The sequence below is a fragment of the Paenibacillus phyllosphaerae genome, assembly GCF_014192105.1.
Taxonomy (GTDB): domain Bacteria; phylum Bacillota; class Bacilli; order Paenibacillales; family Paenibacillaceae; genus Paenibacillus_Z; species Paenibacillus_Z phyllosphaerae.
This window is the reverse complement of the sequence record NZ_JACHXK010000001.1, coordinates 899,808-916,638: the sequence shown is the minus strand read 5'-3', so window position 1 is coordinate 916,638 and position 16,831 is coordinate 899,808. Positions and strand designations below refer to the sequence as shown.

Annotated in this window: 10 protein-coding genes; 8 read left to right on the top strand and 2 right to left on the bottom strand. The window is 50.5% G+C overall.

The features are described 5' to 3' along the window. Positions 1-18: 18 nt before the first annotated feature. Positions 19-789, bottom strand: a complete 771-nt coding sequence (locus FHS18_RS03755) for a glycoside hydrolase family 66 protein (RefSeq protein ID WP_183597087.1) — start codon at positions 787-789, stop codon at positions 19-21. A 195-nt stretch (positions 790-984) separates the two neighbouring features. Between FHS18_RS03755 and FHS18_RS03750 the strand changes: the two genes are divergently transcribed. The 3 genes from FHS18_RS03750 to FHS18_RS03740 are packed head-to-tail and all read left to right on the top strand — an operon-like array spanning position 985 to position 4,175. After that, positions 985-1,569, top strand: a complete 585-nt coding sequence (locus tag FHS18_RS03750) for a type IV pilus modification PilV family protein (protein WP_183597085.1) — start codon at positions 985-987, stop codon at positions 1,567-1,569. Further along, positions 1,553-2,227 (top strand): prepilin-type N-terminal cleavage/methylation domain-containing protein, encoded by a 675-nt coding sequence (locus FHS18_RS03745; RefSeq protein ID WP_183597083.1) that lies wholly within the window; start codon positions 1,553-1,555, stop codon positions 2,225-2,227. The genes FHS18_RS03750 and FHS18_RS03745 overlap by 17 nt, the downstream gene beginning before the upstream one ends. Before the next feature lie 13 nt (positions 2,228-2,240). Then, entirely contained in the window at positions 2,241-4,175 is a 1,935-nt protein-coding gene (locus tag FHS18_RS03740; protein WP_183597081.1) for a hypothetical protein, read from the top strand. Positions 4,176-4,291: 116 nt separating this feature from the next. Here FHS18_RS03740 and FHS18_RS03735 read toward each other — a convergent pair whose 3' ends face one another. After that, positions 4,292-11,215: an Ig-like domain-containing protein gene (locus FHS18_RS03735; RefSeq protein WP_183597079.1), complete on the bottom strand. Its 6,924-nt coding sequence runs from the start codon at positions 11,213-11,215 to the stop codon at positions 4,292-4,294. 351 nt (positions 11,216-11,566) lie between these two features. Here FHS18_RS03735 and FHS18_RS03730 point away from each other — a divergent pair, with 351 nt between their 5' ends. The 5 genes from FHS18_RS03730 to FHS18_RS03710 all read left to right on the top strand — a co-directional run bounded on the left by FHS18_RS03730 (position 11,567) and on the right by FHS18_RS03710 (position 16,831). Next, positions 11,567-13,237 carry an ATPase, T2SS/T4P/T4SS family gene (locus FHS18_RS03730; RefSeq protein ID WP_183597077.1) on the top strand — a complete coding sequence of 557 codons (1,671 nt, stop codon included), beginning with the start codon at positions 11,567-11,569 and terminating at the stop codon, positions 13,235-13,237. A gap of 20 nt (positions 13,238-13,257) precedes the next feature. Further along, positions 13,258-14,307 carry a type IV pilus twitching motility protein PilT gene (locus FHS18_RS03725; RefSeq protein WP_183597075.1) on the top strand — a complete coding sequence of 350 codons (1,050 nt, stop codon included), beginning with the start codon at positions 13,258-13,260 and terminating at the stop codon, positions 14,305-14,307. Continuing rightward, on the top strand, positions 14,307-15,518 hold the full coding sequence (locus tag FHS18_RS03720; RefSeq protein WP_183597073.1) for a type II secretion system F family protein: 1,212 nt from the start codon (positions 14,307-14,309) through the stop codon (positions 15,516-15,518). Before FHS18_RS03725 ends, FHS18_RS03720 begins: the two co-directional genes overlap by 1 nt. A 48-nt stretch (positions 15,519-15,566) precedes the next feature. Continuing rightward, on the top strand, positions 15,567-16,001 hold the full coding sequence (locus tag FHS18_RS34850) for a type II secretion system protein (protein WP_183597072.1): 435 nt from the start codon (positions 15,567-15,569) through the stop codon (positions 15,999-16,001). A gap of 74 nt (positions 16,002-16,075) precedes the next feature. After that, the gene (locus FHS18_RS03710) at positions 16,076-16,831 is read left to right on the top strand and encodes a prepilin peptidase (RefSeq protein WP_183597070.1); all 756 of its coding nucleotides are present in this window, start codon (positions 16,076-16,078) and stop codon (positions 16,829-16,831) included.

The following is a 16,831-nucleotide window of genomic DNA, read 5'->3' as shown; positions in this document are numbered from 1 at the left end:
CCAAGTCATGGAAATCTGTTAATTATATCCCGTTTTTGGGCTCGTCCAATGGATGAGCCCATTTTGCTGTGCGCGCTCCCGGTGAATCGGAGCGGAGTCAGCGGTTGAGGCGAGAATGGTCACGCCCCGCTTGGCCAGGTCTTGCACGAGCGCGATGCGTTCCCGCGTCCATGGCGTGGCGACGGCATGCCCGTCCCAGCCTTCCCATAGGAAGCCATCGAGCAATGGCGCGCACTGCAGCGCTTCGGCGAAGCCGCGATTTTGCACCCACATCAGCTGAGGGTAACGTCCGCGTGCCACACTGAGCAGCGAAGCATAAGCTTCCCTCATTTCCACCTGGAGCTTCCCCGGCACATAGTCTTCGATATCTCCGACCGTATCGAGCAGTATTCCGTCCAACGGCAGACTCTCCGCCATCCAGCCGATCTCCTCGAGCAGCAGCGCACGGTAGCGCGCATTCCGCAGGTCCATCAGGTACGCATCCCACTCTACAAAATGCTTCGGCCCCCCGTTGATCGTAAGCTTCATCTCCTCCGTCATTGCTGCCCATCGCTTCGTATTCCACGACGGCGTCTCCATGACCGATAAATAGCCGAACACTTGGGTGCCGACTGAGCGGAGATCGTCAAGATCATTGGCGGTCCATTGGCGCGGTTCCACGATCGCGAGGTCGACGGTTGCCAGACGCCGCTTCACTTCCGGGGTTGAGATGCCGTAATAGATAGAGAAGGAGTTTATGGATTGCAGGCGTCCAGCGGGTCTGCGTCTGAATCGAAGCCAATTCAACATCGGATACTCCTTGTGCTCTTGGATGTTCTTAGTTTGCCAACTTAAGCCGCCTTGCTATGCAAAGTTTGGGATTGCAGGAAACAGAATGCGATCACAATTTGCGTATAGGCTAAAAGAACCACAAGGGATTCGTAGTTTTTTGTCGAAAAGATAAAGTTGAAGCTTTTCCCGTTACAGATAGAAAGGAATGACGCTATGCGAAGAATAGGGCGACAAGCCTCCGCGCAGCAAGGCGGTTTTACGCTAGTCGAGATTATGGCCAGCATCGTGGTTCTGGCTATTGTCGGATTAGCGCTTTCGGCCTATTTTATTAATGCGCTCGATAATGCAAAAGGCAATCAGAACAAGACGGTTATGGTCAATCTGGCGAGGAACACCTTGTTTTATATACAGAAACAGGCGGATTTCAAGAAAATTCGCGAACAGATCGATAAGTTGGAGGACGGACAGAACTTTGTCCTCAACTCGGAAGGCTGTTCGGATACGGCGCATTGCAGCGCTTATGAAACATACGTCAGCGACCCGGATTCGCTTACGTCGATCCTGAATCCGGTGATTAACGATATTCACTACAGGGTGGAGATCAGTTATCAGGAGAGTTTGTATGCAACGCTCCAGAGCGATGTGCAGTCGGGCGGCAAGATCAGCGACTACTTGATCCCCGTGCGGGTGGAGATTGAAGAGCTGACGCCTGATGAAGAAGGCAATCTCGTGGTTTCCGATCAAAAACGCGAGAAGACGGAAGTGGAGGGGTATATCGCCGATGAGAAAATTCGTTAAACGATGGCGCCGGCACTCGGGATCGGCTAGCGAGAAGGGCTTCACGCTGGTCGAGCTGATTGCCTCCCTCACGCTGTTGTCTGTTGTTCTTGGCGTCATCTATAGCTCCATTACGTTCGGCCTTAACACATACAACAAAGTACGCATCGAGAACTCGCTGCGCGATGAAGGCGATCTCATTATGTCTTCGATCATTACGCAGCTGTATGCGTTAGGCCCAGAGAAGATCGTGCAGTCGGATAACGGCTCCAGACAGAGCATTGAACTCGTTCTTCCGAAGACCGATGCCGACCAAACGGAAAATCCGAGTTTCGTCATTAGGCTGGCGCCTTCCGAAGATGATCCCGCGAAGACGTCGCTCTACTTGCAAGACGAAGATCCGGATACGACCGATGAAGTTCCGTTGACGTCCAATATCCGCATTAATACGATCACGCTCAACTACGCCAGCGCAGATGTCACGATCGATAAGAATGCAGTGGCGGCCGGTTCAACGGCGTCCTCGGTTGCTAACGGGTCCTACATTCTCCTGCAGTGCAGGAACAGCAACGTACCGTATGGATGCAGTACAGGCCTGATTCATATCGGCCTTCGTCTCAGCCAGACCTACGACGGACGAGATTTTGAGCTGGTCTTGAACAGCAAATTCGGTTTTTAAGGGAGGGGAAGCTATGATACGCGAAGAACGAGGTTCGGCTTTCCTCCTCGTTGTTTTTATGATTTTGTTATTTATGATGATCGGCGTCGCGATCCTTGGCGCTACGATCGGCGGGGCGCAGCGGGCGCAACGCAGCGAGGATAATGTCCAGACCATTCATTTGGCGGACAAGGCATTGACGGAGTCGGTCGCGAAGATCATGGCCCGTTTTGACGGCAAATCGATCACGCCAGCGGAGTTCGTCTCGCAGCTTGAAGATTTCGTCGCCGAGAATCAAGATCCGGGCGATCTGAAAACATCGGAGATCGATGAATTGAAGACGCCAGGCTATCGGTTCGAGAATATGTGTATTGTGGCGACAGCGCCGGACATAACGAAAACAGACTTGTATTGCCCGGATCCTGTTGCTCAAAATAGCACGTCGAGCGGAATCACGGATGAAGATTCGTATCAGACTTATATTAAAGTAACCGCATCGGGGACGGTTAACGGTGTCAAACGGGAGCTAGAGCAGCGGATTGAGTTGAGTACGTATCCGGATTTCCTGAAGTATGCGATGGGATCCGAGGGGGACGTGACCGTAAACGGAGCCCCGTATTTTATAGGCGATATTTATACCGGAGAGATGCTGCGGATCCAGAATGTCGCGGAATATACGTATCACGGCAACGAAGATCCGAATCCGGAAGCCAAAACGCAGTTCCTGTACATTGATACATCCAGTGATACGAGCGGGAGCGGAGACGAGGCGATAGCGGAAGGGAAAATCCAATTAAAAACGAGCGGCAACATTGAGTATCGAACTTCTAAAGGGGATTTGACCAATAAAGATAATCCCCCTTATAGCCAGCTCATTACGGATAACTACGATGCGGGCACATTCGACCCGGCTAATCAGTTCCACGATCTCGATGATAAGATCGAATTGACCGAAACCGAGAAGTTTATTTCGATTGACGTGGGAGACTCTTTCATCGATAAGTTATATGATGCGCTGGCCACGGATTGGATCGACGATAGGAATCAATTGCGAACCGCTTATACCAGCAGCAGTACGAACCCTATCCGCAGCTTGATGGATGCGTTCGAAACCAGGTTCGTCGGGCTATACACTACAGCTCGAGTCATAACGATCCCGACCGAACCGGAGGTTCCGCTGACGGGGGAAGAGGATGAAACATACAAGGCTGAAAAGGCCGCGTATGACGAACAAATGAAAGAACTGAATGATCGATTTAGCTCATTGGATGGACCGATCATCGTCGATGGTGATTTGACGCTCGATGGGGAGAAGTTAAACAAGCTCTACTATGCAACGAAAGATAAGAACGATTGGCTGATTGTGAACGGTAATTTATCGATTGCCAATACCACTACGACGCCGATCCCGGTTCGAGCCAATATCTTGGTCGCTGGCCACGTTACGCTTAGCGGCAGCATCGAGATGGATTCGACCACTTATACGCTGAGTACGGATACCAATGAAATCGTCGATGCGCAGATTCGCGGATTGGCCGATGCTGATGGCAAACGTCGGGAACTCGTCATGATCGCGAACGGACCAATCGATATTTACCGCGTGGACTCTTTCCAACCGCTTGGGAGTGGTTATAGCAGGGACAGCGCGAATACGCTGCATGCTTTTTTCTATACCGATCAAAAAGCCGAGTTATATGGCGTAGGCTCGCTCTTCTGGATATATGGAGGCTTCTTCGCGAAAGGCGGCCTCACGGTTAATGCCGTTCTGGGCAACACCACCGAGCCGTCATCTTCGAATGCGACGGGTCTTAATTTTGATAGTCTCGCTTTAGACGGGGACAAAGGGGATGCCCGCTTCGTGATCGACTACAACAAAGATGTTTTCGAAGATCAAGGCACAGGGTTACCGCATACGAATACGATTAAAGTGATCATCGGCCGGAAAGAACTGCAGCCGGTAACGCAATAGAAGCTAAAGGCCTTATCGTCTCAATGACGATAAGGCTTTTTTTTTTCGTATGTTAGGGAGATTGTCAGCAAAAAAAAACGGCTTACGCCAAGGCGTAAACCGTTCATCGAGATCGCTTAATATTTGTCTTTATTCTTCACGACAATGGTAAGCTTCAAGGTGATTCCGAGTGCAGGCAAGGTAACTGATACGGTCGTCGTGCCTTGCTTAATCCCGGTGACTTTACCTGTGGCCGTTACAGCAGCAACCCCCGTATTGATCGTAGGGAATGTCAGCTGCGAGAGCAGTCCTGAGGCTACATTAAGCGGGTAAATCTGAATGTAATCCTTCAAGTCTTTCGTGCTTCCTGCGTCGAGGGTGACCGTCACGCTGGTCAGGTTTACGATGGTCACGGTTTTAGCGACTTCGAAAACTTTGCCGGCAGGAGATTGAACGGCGGCAACGAGTGTGAATTCCCCGGCAGTCCCTTTCGGCGCCGTAACTTTACCCGTAGTTTTATCTACAACAATCCCATTAATCGTTGAATCTTCAGCTCCCCATGTCGGCAAATAATTGCTTGCCCAGCTTGGCTTTCCGGCATCCTTGATCCAGTCCAGGCTTGGTATTACGCTGCCGCCGGCTGGAAGCTTATCGTTTACGCTGCTAATCGATAGCGCGCGATCCAGAATGGTGATCGGGAGTGAAGCCGTTAGCGTAATATCGCCGACTAACTTCACGGTTGCCGTAATCGTAGTTGATCCGGCTGCTGTCGCTTTCAATTGATTCGTCAGCGAAGTGCCGCTGCTGCTTGGCATCGAACCAAGCGATCCCGCACCGCTCCATGAGACAGACTCGATAAGACCCGTACTGTCCAGAATCGATGTAGCGGATGAAACGAGCTGTGCTGTGAGCGGGAGAACGTCGCCGACGCCAATCTGAGTTAAACCGCTCAACTTAAGCGAAGGTTGGCCAACCGTGACGACCTTTGTTTCCGTGTAAGTGACCGTCGCGTTGGTCAGATTGTTCTTCGTTGTAACGGTCTGCGTAATCGTTACGGCACCAGGTAGAATGCCCAATATATTTCCCTTCATGGAATCATTCGTATTCTTGGAGGCAGTTGCCCTCAAGATGTTCGAAGACTGCCAGCTCGAGCTGATCAAAGTCTCATAGGAGGCTTTCGTTAAGGTGCCCGTTAATAAGATCGTATCGCCGATGATTACCGCATCATCTCCGGTGATGACCAGTTTTCTCGTAATAACCGTAACGGTAGCCGTATCGCTTAATCCTGTAGTCGCATCCCTTACCGTTATGGTCGTCGTACCTTCTCTAACTGCAGTTAGTGATCCGGTAGAAGGATCAATGGTTGCTACAGCCGTGTTCGATGATGTGTACGTAAGCAAGTAAGTGTCAGCTGTTGCAGGTACTAGAGCGGCTTCCATCGGATATTGGTCACCGGCAGCCACTTGCACATCACTGATGGTAATTGCGGTAAGCGGCTGCTTTACCGTGATAACCATTTCTTGCGTATAGGTGTTCGTCGAGTTGGTCAAGCTGTTGCTGGTCGTTACGGTCTGTTTCACCGTAATGGCGCCTGAGGCAACACCAGTAACATCGCTCTTCATAGGGTCGCCGCTCGCAGCGTTCGCTCGTCCGATCGTTGGAACGGAAGAAGTCCAGGTGCTGTTGACTAGCGTTTCATAAGAAGGCTTGGTCAATGTGCCTGCAAGCTGAATCGAATCCCCAACATTCACGATGTTGCTGCCGGTAATGGCCAGACCTCTCGTAATGACGGTGACGGTCGCCGTAGCAGATTCACCGCTTAAGGCATCTTTAACCGTAATCGTCGTTGTGCCGTTTGCAATGGCTGTTACGCTGCCCGTCCCCGCATTGATCGTCGCAATTGCCGGGTTCGATGACGTGTACGTCAGCTGAGATACGTCCGCATTGGCAGGCGTGTAAGCAGCCGCCATCGGATACTGATCGCCTACAGCGACGGTGACGTTATCTAAGGTCAGCGCCGTTACTAACTGTCTCACCGTGATGTCTTTTGTTAGCGTGTAGGTTTTCGACGTGTTGGTCAGGCTGTTTCTTGTTGTTACCGTATGCATCACCGTGATGACGCCGCCTGCGATCCCGTTCACTTCGCTTCTCATCGTATTGCCGGTCGTCGCAGCAATTGTCGCGATTGCAGGATTGGAGGAACTCCACGAACTGCTGACTATCGTTTCATACGGAGGAAGGGTCAAGATCCCCGTCAGCGAGATTGCTTTGCCTGTATCCACGATATCATTGCCAAGAATACTATGGTCTCTTGTAATGACGGTAACTGTAGCTGTAGTGCTCAGTCCGCTTATGTTATCCCGAACGGTAATGGTCGTTGTGCCTGCTGCCTTTGCAGTCAGAACGCCAGTTGAGCTATCGATGGATGCAATGTCCGTGTTGGACGATGTGTACGTAAGACTGTACGAGTTAGCCGTAGCAGGCGTCCGTACAGGAATCATCGTATAGGTATCGCCAACAGCTACTTGCGCATCGCTTAGCGTCAGATTCGTAAGTTTTTGATTAATCGCAATGTCTTTGGTCTCCGTATACGTTCTCTCAGCGCCCGTAATCGTGTTTGTTGTCTTAATGGTCTGAGTAATCGTAACGGTGCCTGGAGCAACGCCTGTTACGACTCCGTTCATCGTATTGGACGTGTTTGCCGATACAGTAGCCTTTGTGGTATCCGAGCTGGTCCATGTAATGCCATTGCTGACGATCGTTTCGTAAGAAGGTTTCGTCAACGTACCAGTCAGATCCAGCTTATCGCCCACGAATACGGAGCTGTTCCCCGTTATTGTCAAGGCTCTCGCGATGACCGTTACGGTTGCCGGTGCACTCAAGCCGCTGATGGAATCCGTCACTGTGATCGTCGTTGTACCTGGAGTAATGGCAGTAAGCACGCCTGTCATGGCATTAATAGTAGCGACGCTTGTGTTAGACGACGTATACGCAGTGGTAAACGAAGCGCCGGATGTAGGCGTGTAAATCGGGCTCATCGTAAACGTATCGCCGACAGCGACCTGCGCGTCACTCAGGGAAAGGCTCGTCAGCTTCCGGCTGACCGTAATTTCTTTCGTCGCGGTGTACGTTCTCGTTGTATTCGTCAATGTATTCGTAGTCGTAACCGTCAGCGTGATCGTTACTGTACCGGATGCGACCCCGGTCACAACGCCGATCATGTTGTTCGAGGCGCTAGCCGCGACGGTAGCTATAGCGCTATTGGAGCTTGTCCACGCAACGGTCTGCACCGATTCGTAGGACGGTTTGGTCAATGTGCCCGTTAAGTTCGTCGTACTGTTGAAATTAACCGTATCGTTACCTGCAAGGGTAAGCGTGCGGTCAATGACGGTCACGGTAGCCGTCGCGTTGACGCCGCTGTTAGCGTCTGTGACGGTTATGGTCGCCGTGCCCACCGCATTAGCTGTCAGTAATCCAGACGTCGAGCTAATGGATGCGACAGAAGCATTCGACGATGTAAACGTCAAGAAGCTCTTATCTGCGGTTGAAGGCGTAACCGTTGGAACCATGGTCAATTGATCGCCCACCGCAATCTGCGCATTCGCAAGGCTAATATTTGTAATTTTTGGTGTCACCGTAATTGTTTTCGTAACGGTGTAGGTCTTAATCTCCTCGGTTAGCGAGTCCAGCGTATTAACGGTAAGCGTTACGTTCACGGTACCGGCAGTTGTGCCGGACAACTGCCGCTTCCAAATGTCGGTCGACGCAGCCAGCGTTGCCGAACCGGTGCCGGTTGCCTGGGTCCACTGGAGCGAACTGCTTACGGTACTTTCATAGGTCGGAATAAGCAGCCGGCCTGTCAATTCAATCGTACCGCCCACAGGGACCGTGTCGCTGCCGGTTATGCTGAGACCTCTCTCAATAACCGTAACAGTGGCAGTCGCGCTCTTACCGGTGATGGCGTCAACAACCGTAATTGTCGTTGTACCTGTCGCAACTGCCGTAAGCAGGCCGGTAGAGGCGTTGATTGTGGCTACATTCGTATTGGATGATGTCCAGCTGAAGCTCGGCGACGTGGCATCCGAAGGCGCATAAGTTGGAATCATCAAATATTGATCGCCTTTCGCCACCTCGGTTCCGCTAATGCTTAGGCTTGTCAGCTTCGTAATGGCATCGAACGAGATCGTTGGGAAAGGCAGTGTCATCGAATCTGTTTCGCCAACATCCTTGTACGTCAGGGTAGAGCTGTTTAATGTAAAGGCTCCGTTCTGCACGGGCTTTACGCCAATGGCAAAGGAAATCGGCGAAGCCACGTAATTCGAACCTGAGAGCGAGTAAGCGATATTGGTGAACGTACCGCTCACGGTATAACCGGTTGTTACGGTACCCGATCTCGTCATCCCGCTAGGAAGACTCGTGATTTCAAGTCCGGCCGGAAGCTTCTCGGAGAACGATATATCTCGAATGACCAGGCTTGACGCGTTGAGCGCCGTCGATGATGCAATCGCTTTTGGCGTTGCGGTATAGTTCAGCGTTGCGGTTGCGTTCTTCTCTAGACGATTGTTGGTCATCAGATCGGAAGTTGTCCGATTCAACGTCAGATAAGACGAGATCTTCTTAACGGTGATCGGGATCGTCTTGGTAACTTGAGCGCCCGTGCTGTCCGTAACGGTAATCTGAATGGAAAAATTGCCGCCATCCGGAAGCGGATTGGCAATCGTCTTCGTAATCGTCGAGCCGGATACCGCATCAGACTGCGTAAAGCTGGAGCTGCTTACGGTAGTGCCATTGACGATGACTTTCACGTCGACATTCAGCTTGCGGTCGGCAAAATCATAATCCTCCGGCATGAAACTGAGCGAAATATCCTGATAGCTCGGAATAAAATTGTCCGTCGTGGACGAGTAGTCCGTTGGGCTGTAGACCGTTACCGTCGGCGCATGGTTAGAGCCCATATATGCACGGTACATCGTATTGACGAACAGCTTCTCTTCCCAATCCGGAAAAGCGTCTGTCAAGGTAGAGTCGTAAAAGATATGGCCAGTACCCGAGTAAGTGACATTGCCTTTGGAATACGTATAGTAATGATACCAGCTGTCATTAGGATCCCGTTGATACGTATCGCCAGAAGCGCTGGTCATGTTGTACCACGGCGTGACGTTTTCATCCTCGAGGTCAAGTGTCCAGTATTGGTCATGCGTCGTTGCGACAGATGGCGTTGAATTCTCCAGATTGAAAGGGAACTCGGTGAGAAGCCCGGAGTTCACTTGCGCAACGGTTGTGGAAGGGTTATTAGCGCCTCTGCCGATTTCTGTTCTTGGCGTAATTTGTCCGGTAGCGGCTTGGAAAGAGGTAAGCCATGGCTCGCTGTTATAGATGGTGTCATGCGTAAACATCACGCTCTGACCCGTATTGATAAAGCTGGTGACGGCCGCAGCGGCAGTCGTGCTCAACGTAGAAGCCGTATTGTAATTATCACGGAAGCCAAAGATCAGCATGTCATAATTACCGTTTAAGTTCCTGTATTCGGTCGAGTTAAATGCCTCCATCGATACAACGTTGATGCTGATCTTGTAATCATTGCTCGATAGATAGGACTGTGTTAGATTCGCGGCTCTATTCAAGCTGCTGACCATGCTTTTGTCATGAGTCACTTGCAGAACGCGAACGTTCGTCACTTGATCACGATAACGGAAGACGCCGGTCTCATAGCTTTTCAGCTTGCTAGACTGGTCGACGAGCTCTAGCTTCCAATAGTAGAGGCCCGAATAGCCTTTTGGCAGCGTATAGGATACGGTGCCGCTCGTGCCGGACACCGTTGTCGACGCGACGACCTGATCGGCGGAGAAGGCTTTGGCGGAATCAAGTCCCAGGTACAGATTCGCAGCGACATTCCCGGACGTGAAGTTCGAGCTGTTCGGAACCGTAAAGTTGAAGGTAATGGTGTCGCCTGCTCGATAGATAGTGCTTGCATCCGTCGTATAGTCCACCGGCTTCGAATCGATGATCAGCTTCGGATCTTGATTCAATAGATTGCTATAAGCCGTGCCGGACAAAGTCGTTGCCAAATTGGACAGCGTCGTTGAAGTTAAGAAGATGACGTTACTTTTCTTGGTTGCGTTCTGGCTGTATCTGAAGAAGCTGTTGTATAGGATACCCTGTGAGTAGGATAAGAATGACCCTGTTTGCTGATCGACCTGTGCTTGATAAAGCAAACCGCTTCCTTTGCTGCTATTGGCAGACGAGTCGCTGTAGAGAAAGACGAGCTGGCCTTTGTTAATGAAGTCATCAATTATTTCATTGGCCTTCAAGGCGGTGATATCATTCGTCATATTCACGGTCTTATGCCCAGCCGTACGGGTGCTGGTTGTTGTTAATAAACCTAGTTTCGAAGGGTTATAGAAGCCTTTGCCGATGTAGATCGCATCATATTTGCCATCGAGCTCGCCGCGGAGGGCGACGAAGCGCTTCATGCTCATCGTATCGAGCAGATAGTTGGCTTTGTAGCCGATGATGGATTGCAGATCGGATGTGCCGCTGTCGGTTACTTCAAGTATGCGGGATACTTTAGTAGCGTGATAGAAGTTAACGGCACTGTCTGAGCTGGCCACTAACGTATTCGAAGAGCTGACTTCCGCGTATCTTGTGATAGTTTTATTTTTACTCGTGTAGGATATTTTAATGGTCAGCGTTTCAGATGATAGTGTCGCAATCGCTAGGTTAGAGTCTGAAGACGATTTATCCGCTGTCAGCGTCCTCGGGTCACTAGACGGGTAACCTACATAATATCCGGTCTGTTTTGATTTCAGATAATAAGTGCTGCCGCCGTTAATCGATACTAATTCAAACCATTGAGCAGCATTGCCGACACTGCTGCTATTCGCATACAGAACCTTGTCGCTCCCTACGGTTACATACTTCGAGTTACTCGCCTTAATCGCATAATATGTCGTCGTTGAAGCATCCGCTTCCTTGATCCCGTATCCGGGAACCGAGATTAGCGTCGTTAACAAGCTCACGACAAGAAGGCTGGCGATCATTTTCTGAAGGCTTAACCTCATTTGCATATCCTCCCCAATCCATCTTATCCATAGATAAACAAGTGTAATGTTACAAAATGATACAGTTCAAAAGTACTACTCCTTACTTAGCTACTATTATACATCGTTAGGCGTGTTAAAACATAGAGAGAAAAGAAGATTTAAGTCGTATATTGTCTAATATATCGGCTTAAGGTTATAATTATTTCAGTGCAAAAAATAGATTGATACAATTTGGTAAATTACGACTTAATTCGACAAATAATATGTGGTCTTTATACCTGAAAATATAGTTATATAGTCCTACTTCTTTTCTGATATGACGTTGCCGATAAAGTTAAGAGAACGACTGTAAGAGGAAGGTGGACGAGAGTGAGTACCGTCAAGAAGAAACGGTTGGGGGATTTGCTCGTCGAGAGCAGCGTCATCTCGGAAGAACAGCTTCAGGAAGCTTTGCGGGAGCAAGCCAAGACGAAGCAGAAGCTTGGTGACCTTCTGATTTCGCAAGGTTACATCACGGAGCAGCAGTTGATCCAAGTATTGGAATTTCAGCTCGGCATCCCTCACGTAAGCTTATTCAAATATCAGATCGACCCTTCGATCACGCAGATTATACCGGAGAGTTTGGCGAGGCGTTACCAAGCGATTCCGCTACAGAAAGAAGGCGGCAAGCTTCTCGTAGCGATGGCCGATCCGCTCGACTACTTCGCGATCGAAGAACTTCGCATGTCGACCGGGTTCCGGATTGAACCTGCAATCTCTAGTAAGGATGAGCTGCAACGCGCAATCGCTCGCCATTATGGTCTTCAGGACTCCATGACCCTGATCATGGGAGAGTTGCCGACAACGGCCGAAGAGATTCGGGAGACGGAGATTACGGATGAGGATTCGCCGGTCGTACGCCTTGTGAATCAGATGATCCAACAGGCCGTACAGCTTCAAGTATCCGATATTCACGTGGACCCGGCGGAAACCAACGTCATGATTCGTTACCGGCAGGATGGTGTGTTGCGGACGGAGCGGATGATTCCGAAGCAGATGCAGGGGTTCATTACGGCGCGTCTGAAAATCATGGCGAAGCTGAATATCGCAGAACGCCGGCTTCCTCAAGATGGCCGGATTAAGATGCAGGTGGATTTTAAGACGATCGATATTCGCGTATCCTCGCTCCCGACGATTCACGGCGAGAAGATTGTCTTGCGGATTCTGGACTTAAGCGTCGGTGTCAAACCGATTGACCAGCTGGGCTTCGGTACGAGAAATTACAATGTGTTCAAAGATATGATTACCGTTCCTTATGGGATTATTCTCATCACCGGACCGACGGGCAGCGGTAAAACGACGACCTTGTATTCCGCACTGCAGCATTTGAATAAAGAAGACGTGAACGTCATTACGATCGAGGATCCGGTCGAGTATCAGCTCGAAGGGATTAACCAAGTCCATGTAAGTCCTCAGATCGGCCTTACGTTCGCAACGGGCCTGCGTTCGATTCTCCGTCAAGACCCGAACATTGTCATGGTCGGCGAGATTCGTGATTCGGAGACAGCCGAGATTGCTATCCGCGCCTCGCTTACGGGCCACTTGGTATTATCGACCTTGCATACGAATGACTCCGTCGGCACGGTTACGCGTTTCCGTGACATGGGCGTGGCGCCTTATCTGATCGCGTCCTCGCTCGTTGGCGTAGTGGCGCAGCGTCTGGTCCGCCGGGTATGTCCGGACTGCAAGACAGCGTACGAACCTAGCGAACAGGAACTTATTTTCTTGCAGCAGCACGGATTCCATGCAGACAAGCTGTATCGCGGAGCAGGGTGCGGGAACTGCAACAAAACAGGTTATCGCGGCCGTGTAGCGATTCATGAAGTGCTCGGCATTAACGATGAGATCCGCCAGTTGATCAGTATGGAAGGGACTCTCGCAGACCTGCGCAAAGCTGCTGCGGACAGCGGGTTAATCCAACTGATGGACGATGGGCTAGACAAAGCGGTCAGAGGTATTACTTCGGTTCAAGAAGTGCTGCGGGAGACGATGACACACTAAGAGAAGGGAGGAAGAAAGAGATGGCTGAAGCTTTGCAGCAGATTCTAGATTTATTGCGCCGGACGCATGAGAGTAAGGCCTCGGACCTGCATCTTTCGGTAGGCTCACCTCCCGTATTGCGCGTGCATGGTACCTTGCAGCGAGTCGGGGACGAACCGATCACGGCGGAAGCTTCCAGCGCGATGGCGCGAGCTTTGTTGAACGGAGAACAAATGGAACGTTTTGAAGCGAACGGGGAGATCGACTTCTCGTACGAGTTGGAGGGTTGTTCGCGTTACCGGATTAATGCGTACCGCCAGCGCGGACGGGTCAGCGTAGCGATTCGGACGATTCCGACGAAGATTCCGTCGCTGGAGCAGCTACAACTGCCGCCGGTTATTAGTACGTTAACCAACAGACATCAAGGTCTCGTGCTGGTTACCGGACCGACCGGCAGTGGGAAGTCCTCTACGCTTGCAGCGATGCTCGATCATATTAACCGGACGCAGAAGAAGCATATCGTCACGTTGGAGGATCCGATTGAATTCCTTCATACGCATGCAGCTTCGGTTGTGGATCAACGTGAAGTAGGTAACGATACGAAGAGTTTCGCCAATGGCCTTCGTGCCGCGCTTCGCCAAGATCCGGATGTTATTCTGGTAGGCGAGATGCGTGATCTGGAGACGATCTCGGCAGCGGTCACGGCGGCTGAGACGGGCCACTTGGTGTTCGGCACGTTGCATACGACGGATGCGCCACAGACGATTGACCGGATTATCGACGCTTTCCCGTCGCATCAGCAAGGACAAGTTCGATCACAGCTTGCAGCCGTGCTCCTCGCGGTAATCTCGCAGCGTTTGCTGCCGCGTGCAGGCGGACAAGGCCGTGTGTGCGCAACGGAAATTATGATGAACACGCCAGCTGTAGCTAACTTGATTCGAACGGAGAAAATTCATCAGATCAAGAGCGTCATGCAGACAGGGCGTGCAGCTGGTATGCACACGTTGGAAGCGACGCTCAAAGAGCTCATGCAGCAAGGAATCATCGACCCGATGACCGCGCGTGCTTACCTGACTGAAGGTGTCCACTAATGGCACAGTTCGCTTATCATGTGAAGAGCGGCAGCGGCAAGCAGCTGAAGGGTAAGATGACGGCCGTAGACAAGTCGTCCGCAGTCGAGGAGCTTCGCAAACGCGGACTCGTCGTGTTGTCCGTCGAAGAAGAGCGCAATACGATTCTGAATATGGACATCTATATCGGTAATCCGGTAAAGGTCCAACATTTCATTATCTATTGTCGCCAGTTTGCCACGCTAATACGCGCGGGCGTTACGATTCTCGATGCGACCCACATTCTTGCGATGCAGACCGAGAGCAAGCCGCTCAAGAAGGCGCTGACCGAGGTCCATGCGAGTTTGCTGCGCGGGAATGCCTTCTCGATGTCGGTCATGGAGCACAAGAAGATCTTTCCTTCGATGTTCACGAACATGATTCGAGCAGGTGAAGAGTCCGGCGATATTGAGGGTACGCTTGAGCGTCTAGCCATCTTCTTTGAGAAGCAGCATATGACGCGGGAGAAGATCAAGTCTGCGCTGACGTATCCGACCGTAGTAGGATTGTTGGCGATCGCAGCTGTTATTTATTTGCTGAAAGCGGTTGTGCCGCAGTTCGTGACGATGTTCGAATCCATGGATGCTGAATTGCCCGCAATTACGAAAGCGGTCATGGCGCTAAGTAATAGTATCTCGAACCAATGGTATTTTTGGGTAATAGGTCTGGTTGCTATACTAGTTGCTTATTTCTTGGTGAGAAGGACTCCTATAGGAGCCTACTATATTGATGTCGTGAAGTTGAAGCTACCCGTGTTCGGGAAGCTATCGCAGAAGGGCGTAATTGCGCAGATGGCTAGAACGATGTCATCGCTTTATGCCAGTGCAGTTCCTATGCTTCAGGCGCTAACAATTGTCGAAGAGATTGTCGATAATAAAGTAGTCAGCAAATATATTCGTCAATCGGCCGATTCGCTGCGCAAAGGTAACCCGCTCTCCGATCCGCTCAAGAAGGCGTGGGTGTTTCCTCCGTTAGTAACGCAGATGATCGCGATTGGCGAAGAGACTGGATCGCTTGATCTCATGCTCTCCAAGGTAGCGGATTTCTACGAGATGGACGTCGAGAATACGGTTGACCGTTTGAAATCGCTGATTGAACCATTATTGCTCGTGTTTCTTGCCGGAGTCGTTGGTCTGATCGTTGCCGCCATTATGTTACCGATGTTCAGCTTGTACGACCAAATGGCCAGCTAGGGTGGCGCTGGCCGACAATATTATTTAGATTTGTAGGAGGAATGAAAGATGTTAGCAACAGCAATGAAACGTCTGAAGAAGAATGAGAAAGGCTTTACCCTGATCGAGTTGCTCGCGGTTATCGTTATCCTTGGTATTATTGCGGCTATTGCGGTTCCGTTGATAGGTAATATTATAACTAAGTCTCGTACTAATGCAGATCTATCAACCGCAAGGCAAATTTACGATGCTGCACGTTTATATGCTATTGGTGAGAAAAACGGCGAAATCGGCGATACTGACGTTACTCTAACTCAATTACAAGCCGCAGGGTATCTTGATGATAATCTCACTCTTCCTAGCACTAAAAAACCGTTGGACGGTGCGAATACTATTGTTGAATTTACTGGTGGCGAAGTTGATAGTGTAACTTTAGATGATACTACCAAATCTGATGATTCAGGAACAGAATATGATGCAACAAAACTAATTAAAGGCGAATAAAACTATTCTTGCTCTTAAAGGAACCGGACTTTTGTTCCGGTTCCTTTCTCATTACATTGGAAAGTGGATGACTTATGACAATCGCCATTGCGATCTACCTCTTCATCTTAGGCCTAGCCTGTGGCTCCTTTTACAACGTAGTCGGCCTTCGAGTACCTGCGAAGCAATCGGTTGTTCATCCACCTTCACATTGCACGAGCTGCGGGACGCAGCTTCGCAGGCGGGATCTCGTTCCGGTGCTCAGCTACGTGCTATCCAAGGGCAAATGCCGTCACTGCGGTGCGGGCGTTTCGTTCGTCTACCCGCTAGGGGAACTGCTCACAGGACTGTTATTCGCAGGTATGTACCTCAGATTCGGTTTTACGCTAGACATGCTCATGGGACTGCTGCTCGTCAGTTTGTCCGTCATCATTACGGTATCGGATCTGAAGTACCAACTGATTCCGAACACCATTTTATTGGCATTCTTACCGTTTCTGGCTGTATTGCGAGTCTACCATCATGATTTACCGCTATGGGAGTACTTGCTCGGGGCGCTTGTAGGGGGCGGTGTAATTGTGCTGGTCATTCTGCTTTCACGTGGAGGCATGGGTCTCGGTGACGCTAAGCTGCTTGCGGTCTTAGGGCTAGTGGTCGGCTACAAACTCATTCTTATCGCACTGTTCTTGGCTTGCCTCGTTGGCACCCTCATTGGAGGTCCGTTGTTAGCACTTCGCATCGTAAAGCGCAAACAGCCGATTCCGTTCGGACCGTTCCTGGCGCTCGGCACGCTTCTGGCTTATTGCTACGGCGACCAATTATTGAACAGTTATTTATCACTTATTTCGTAA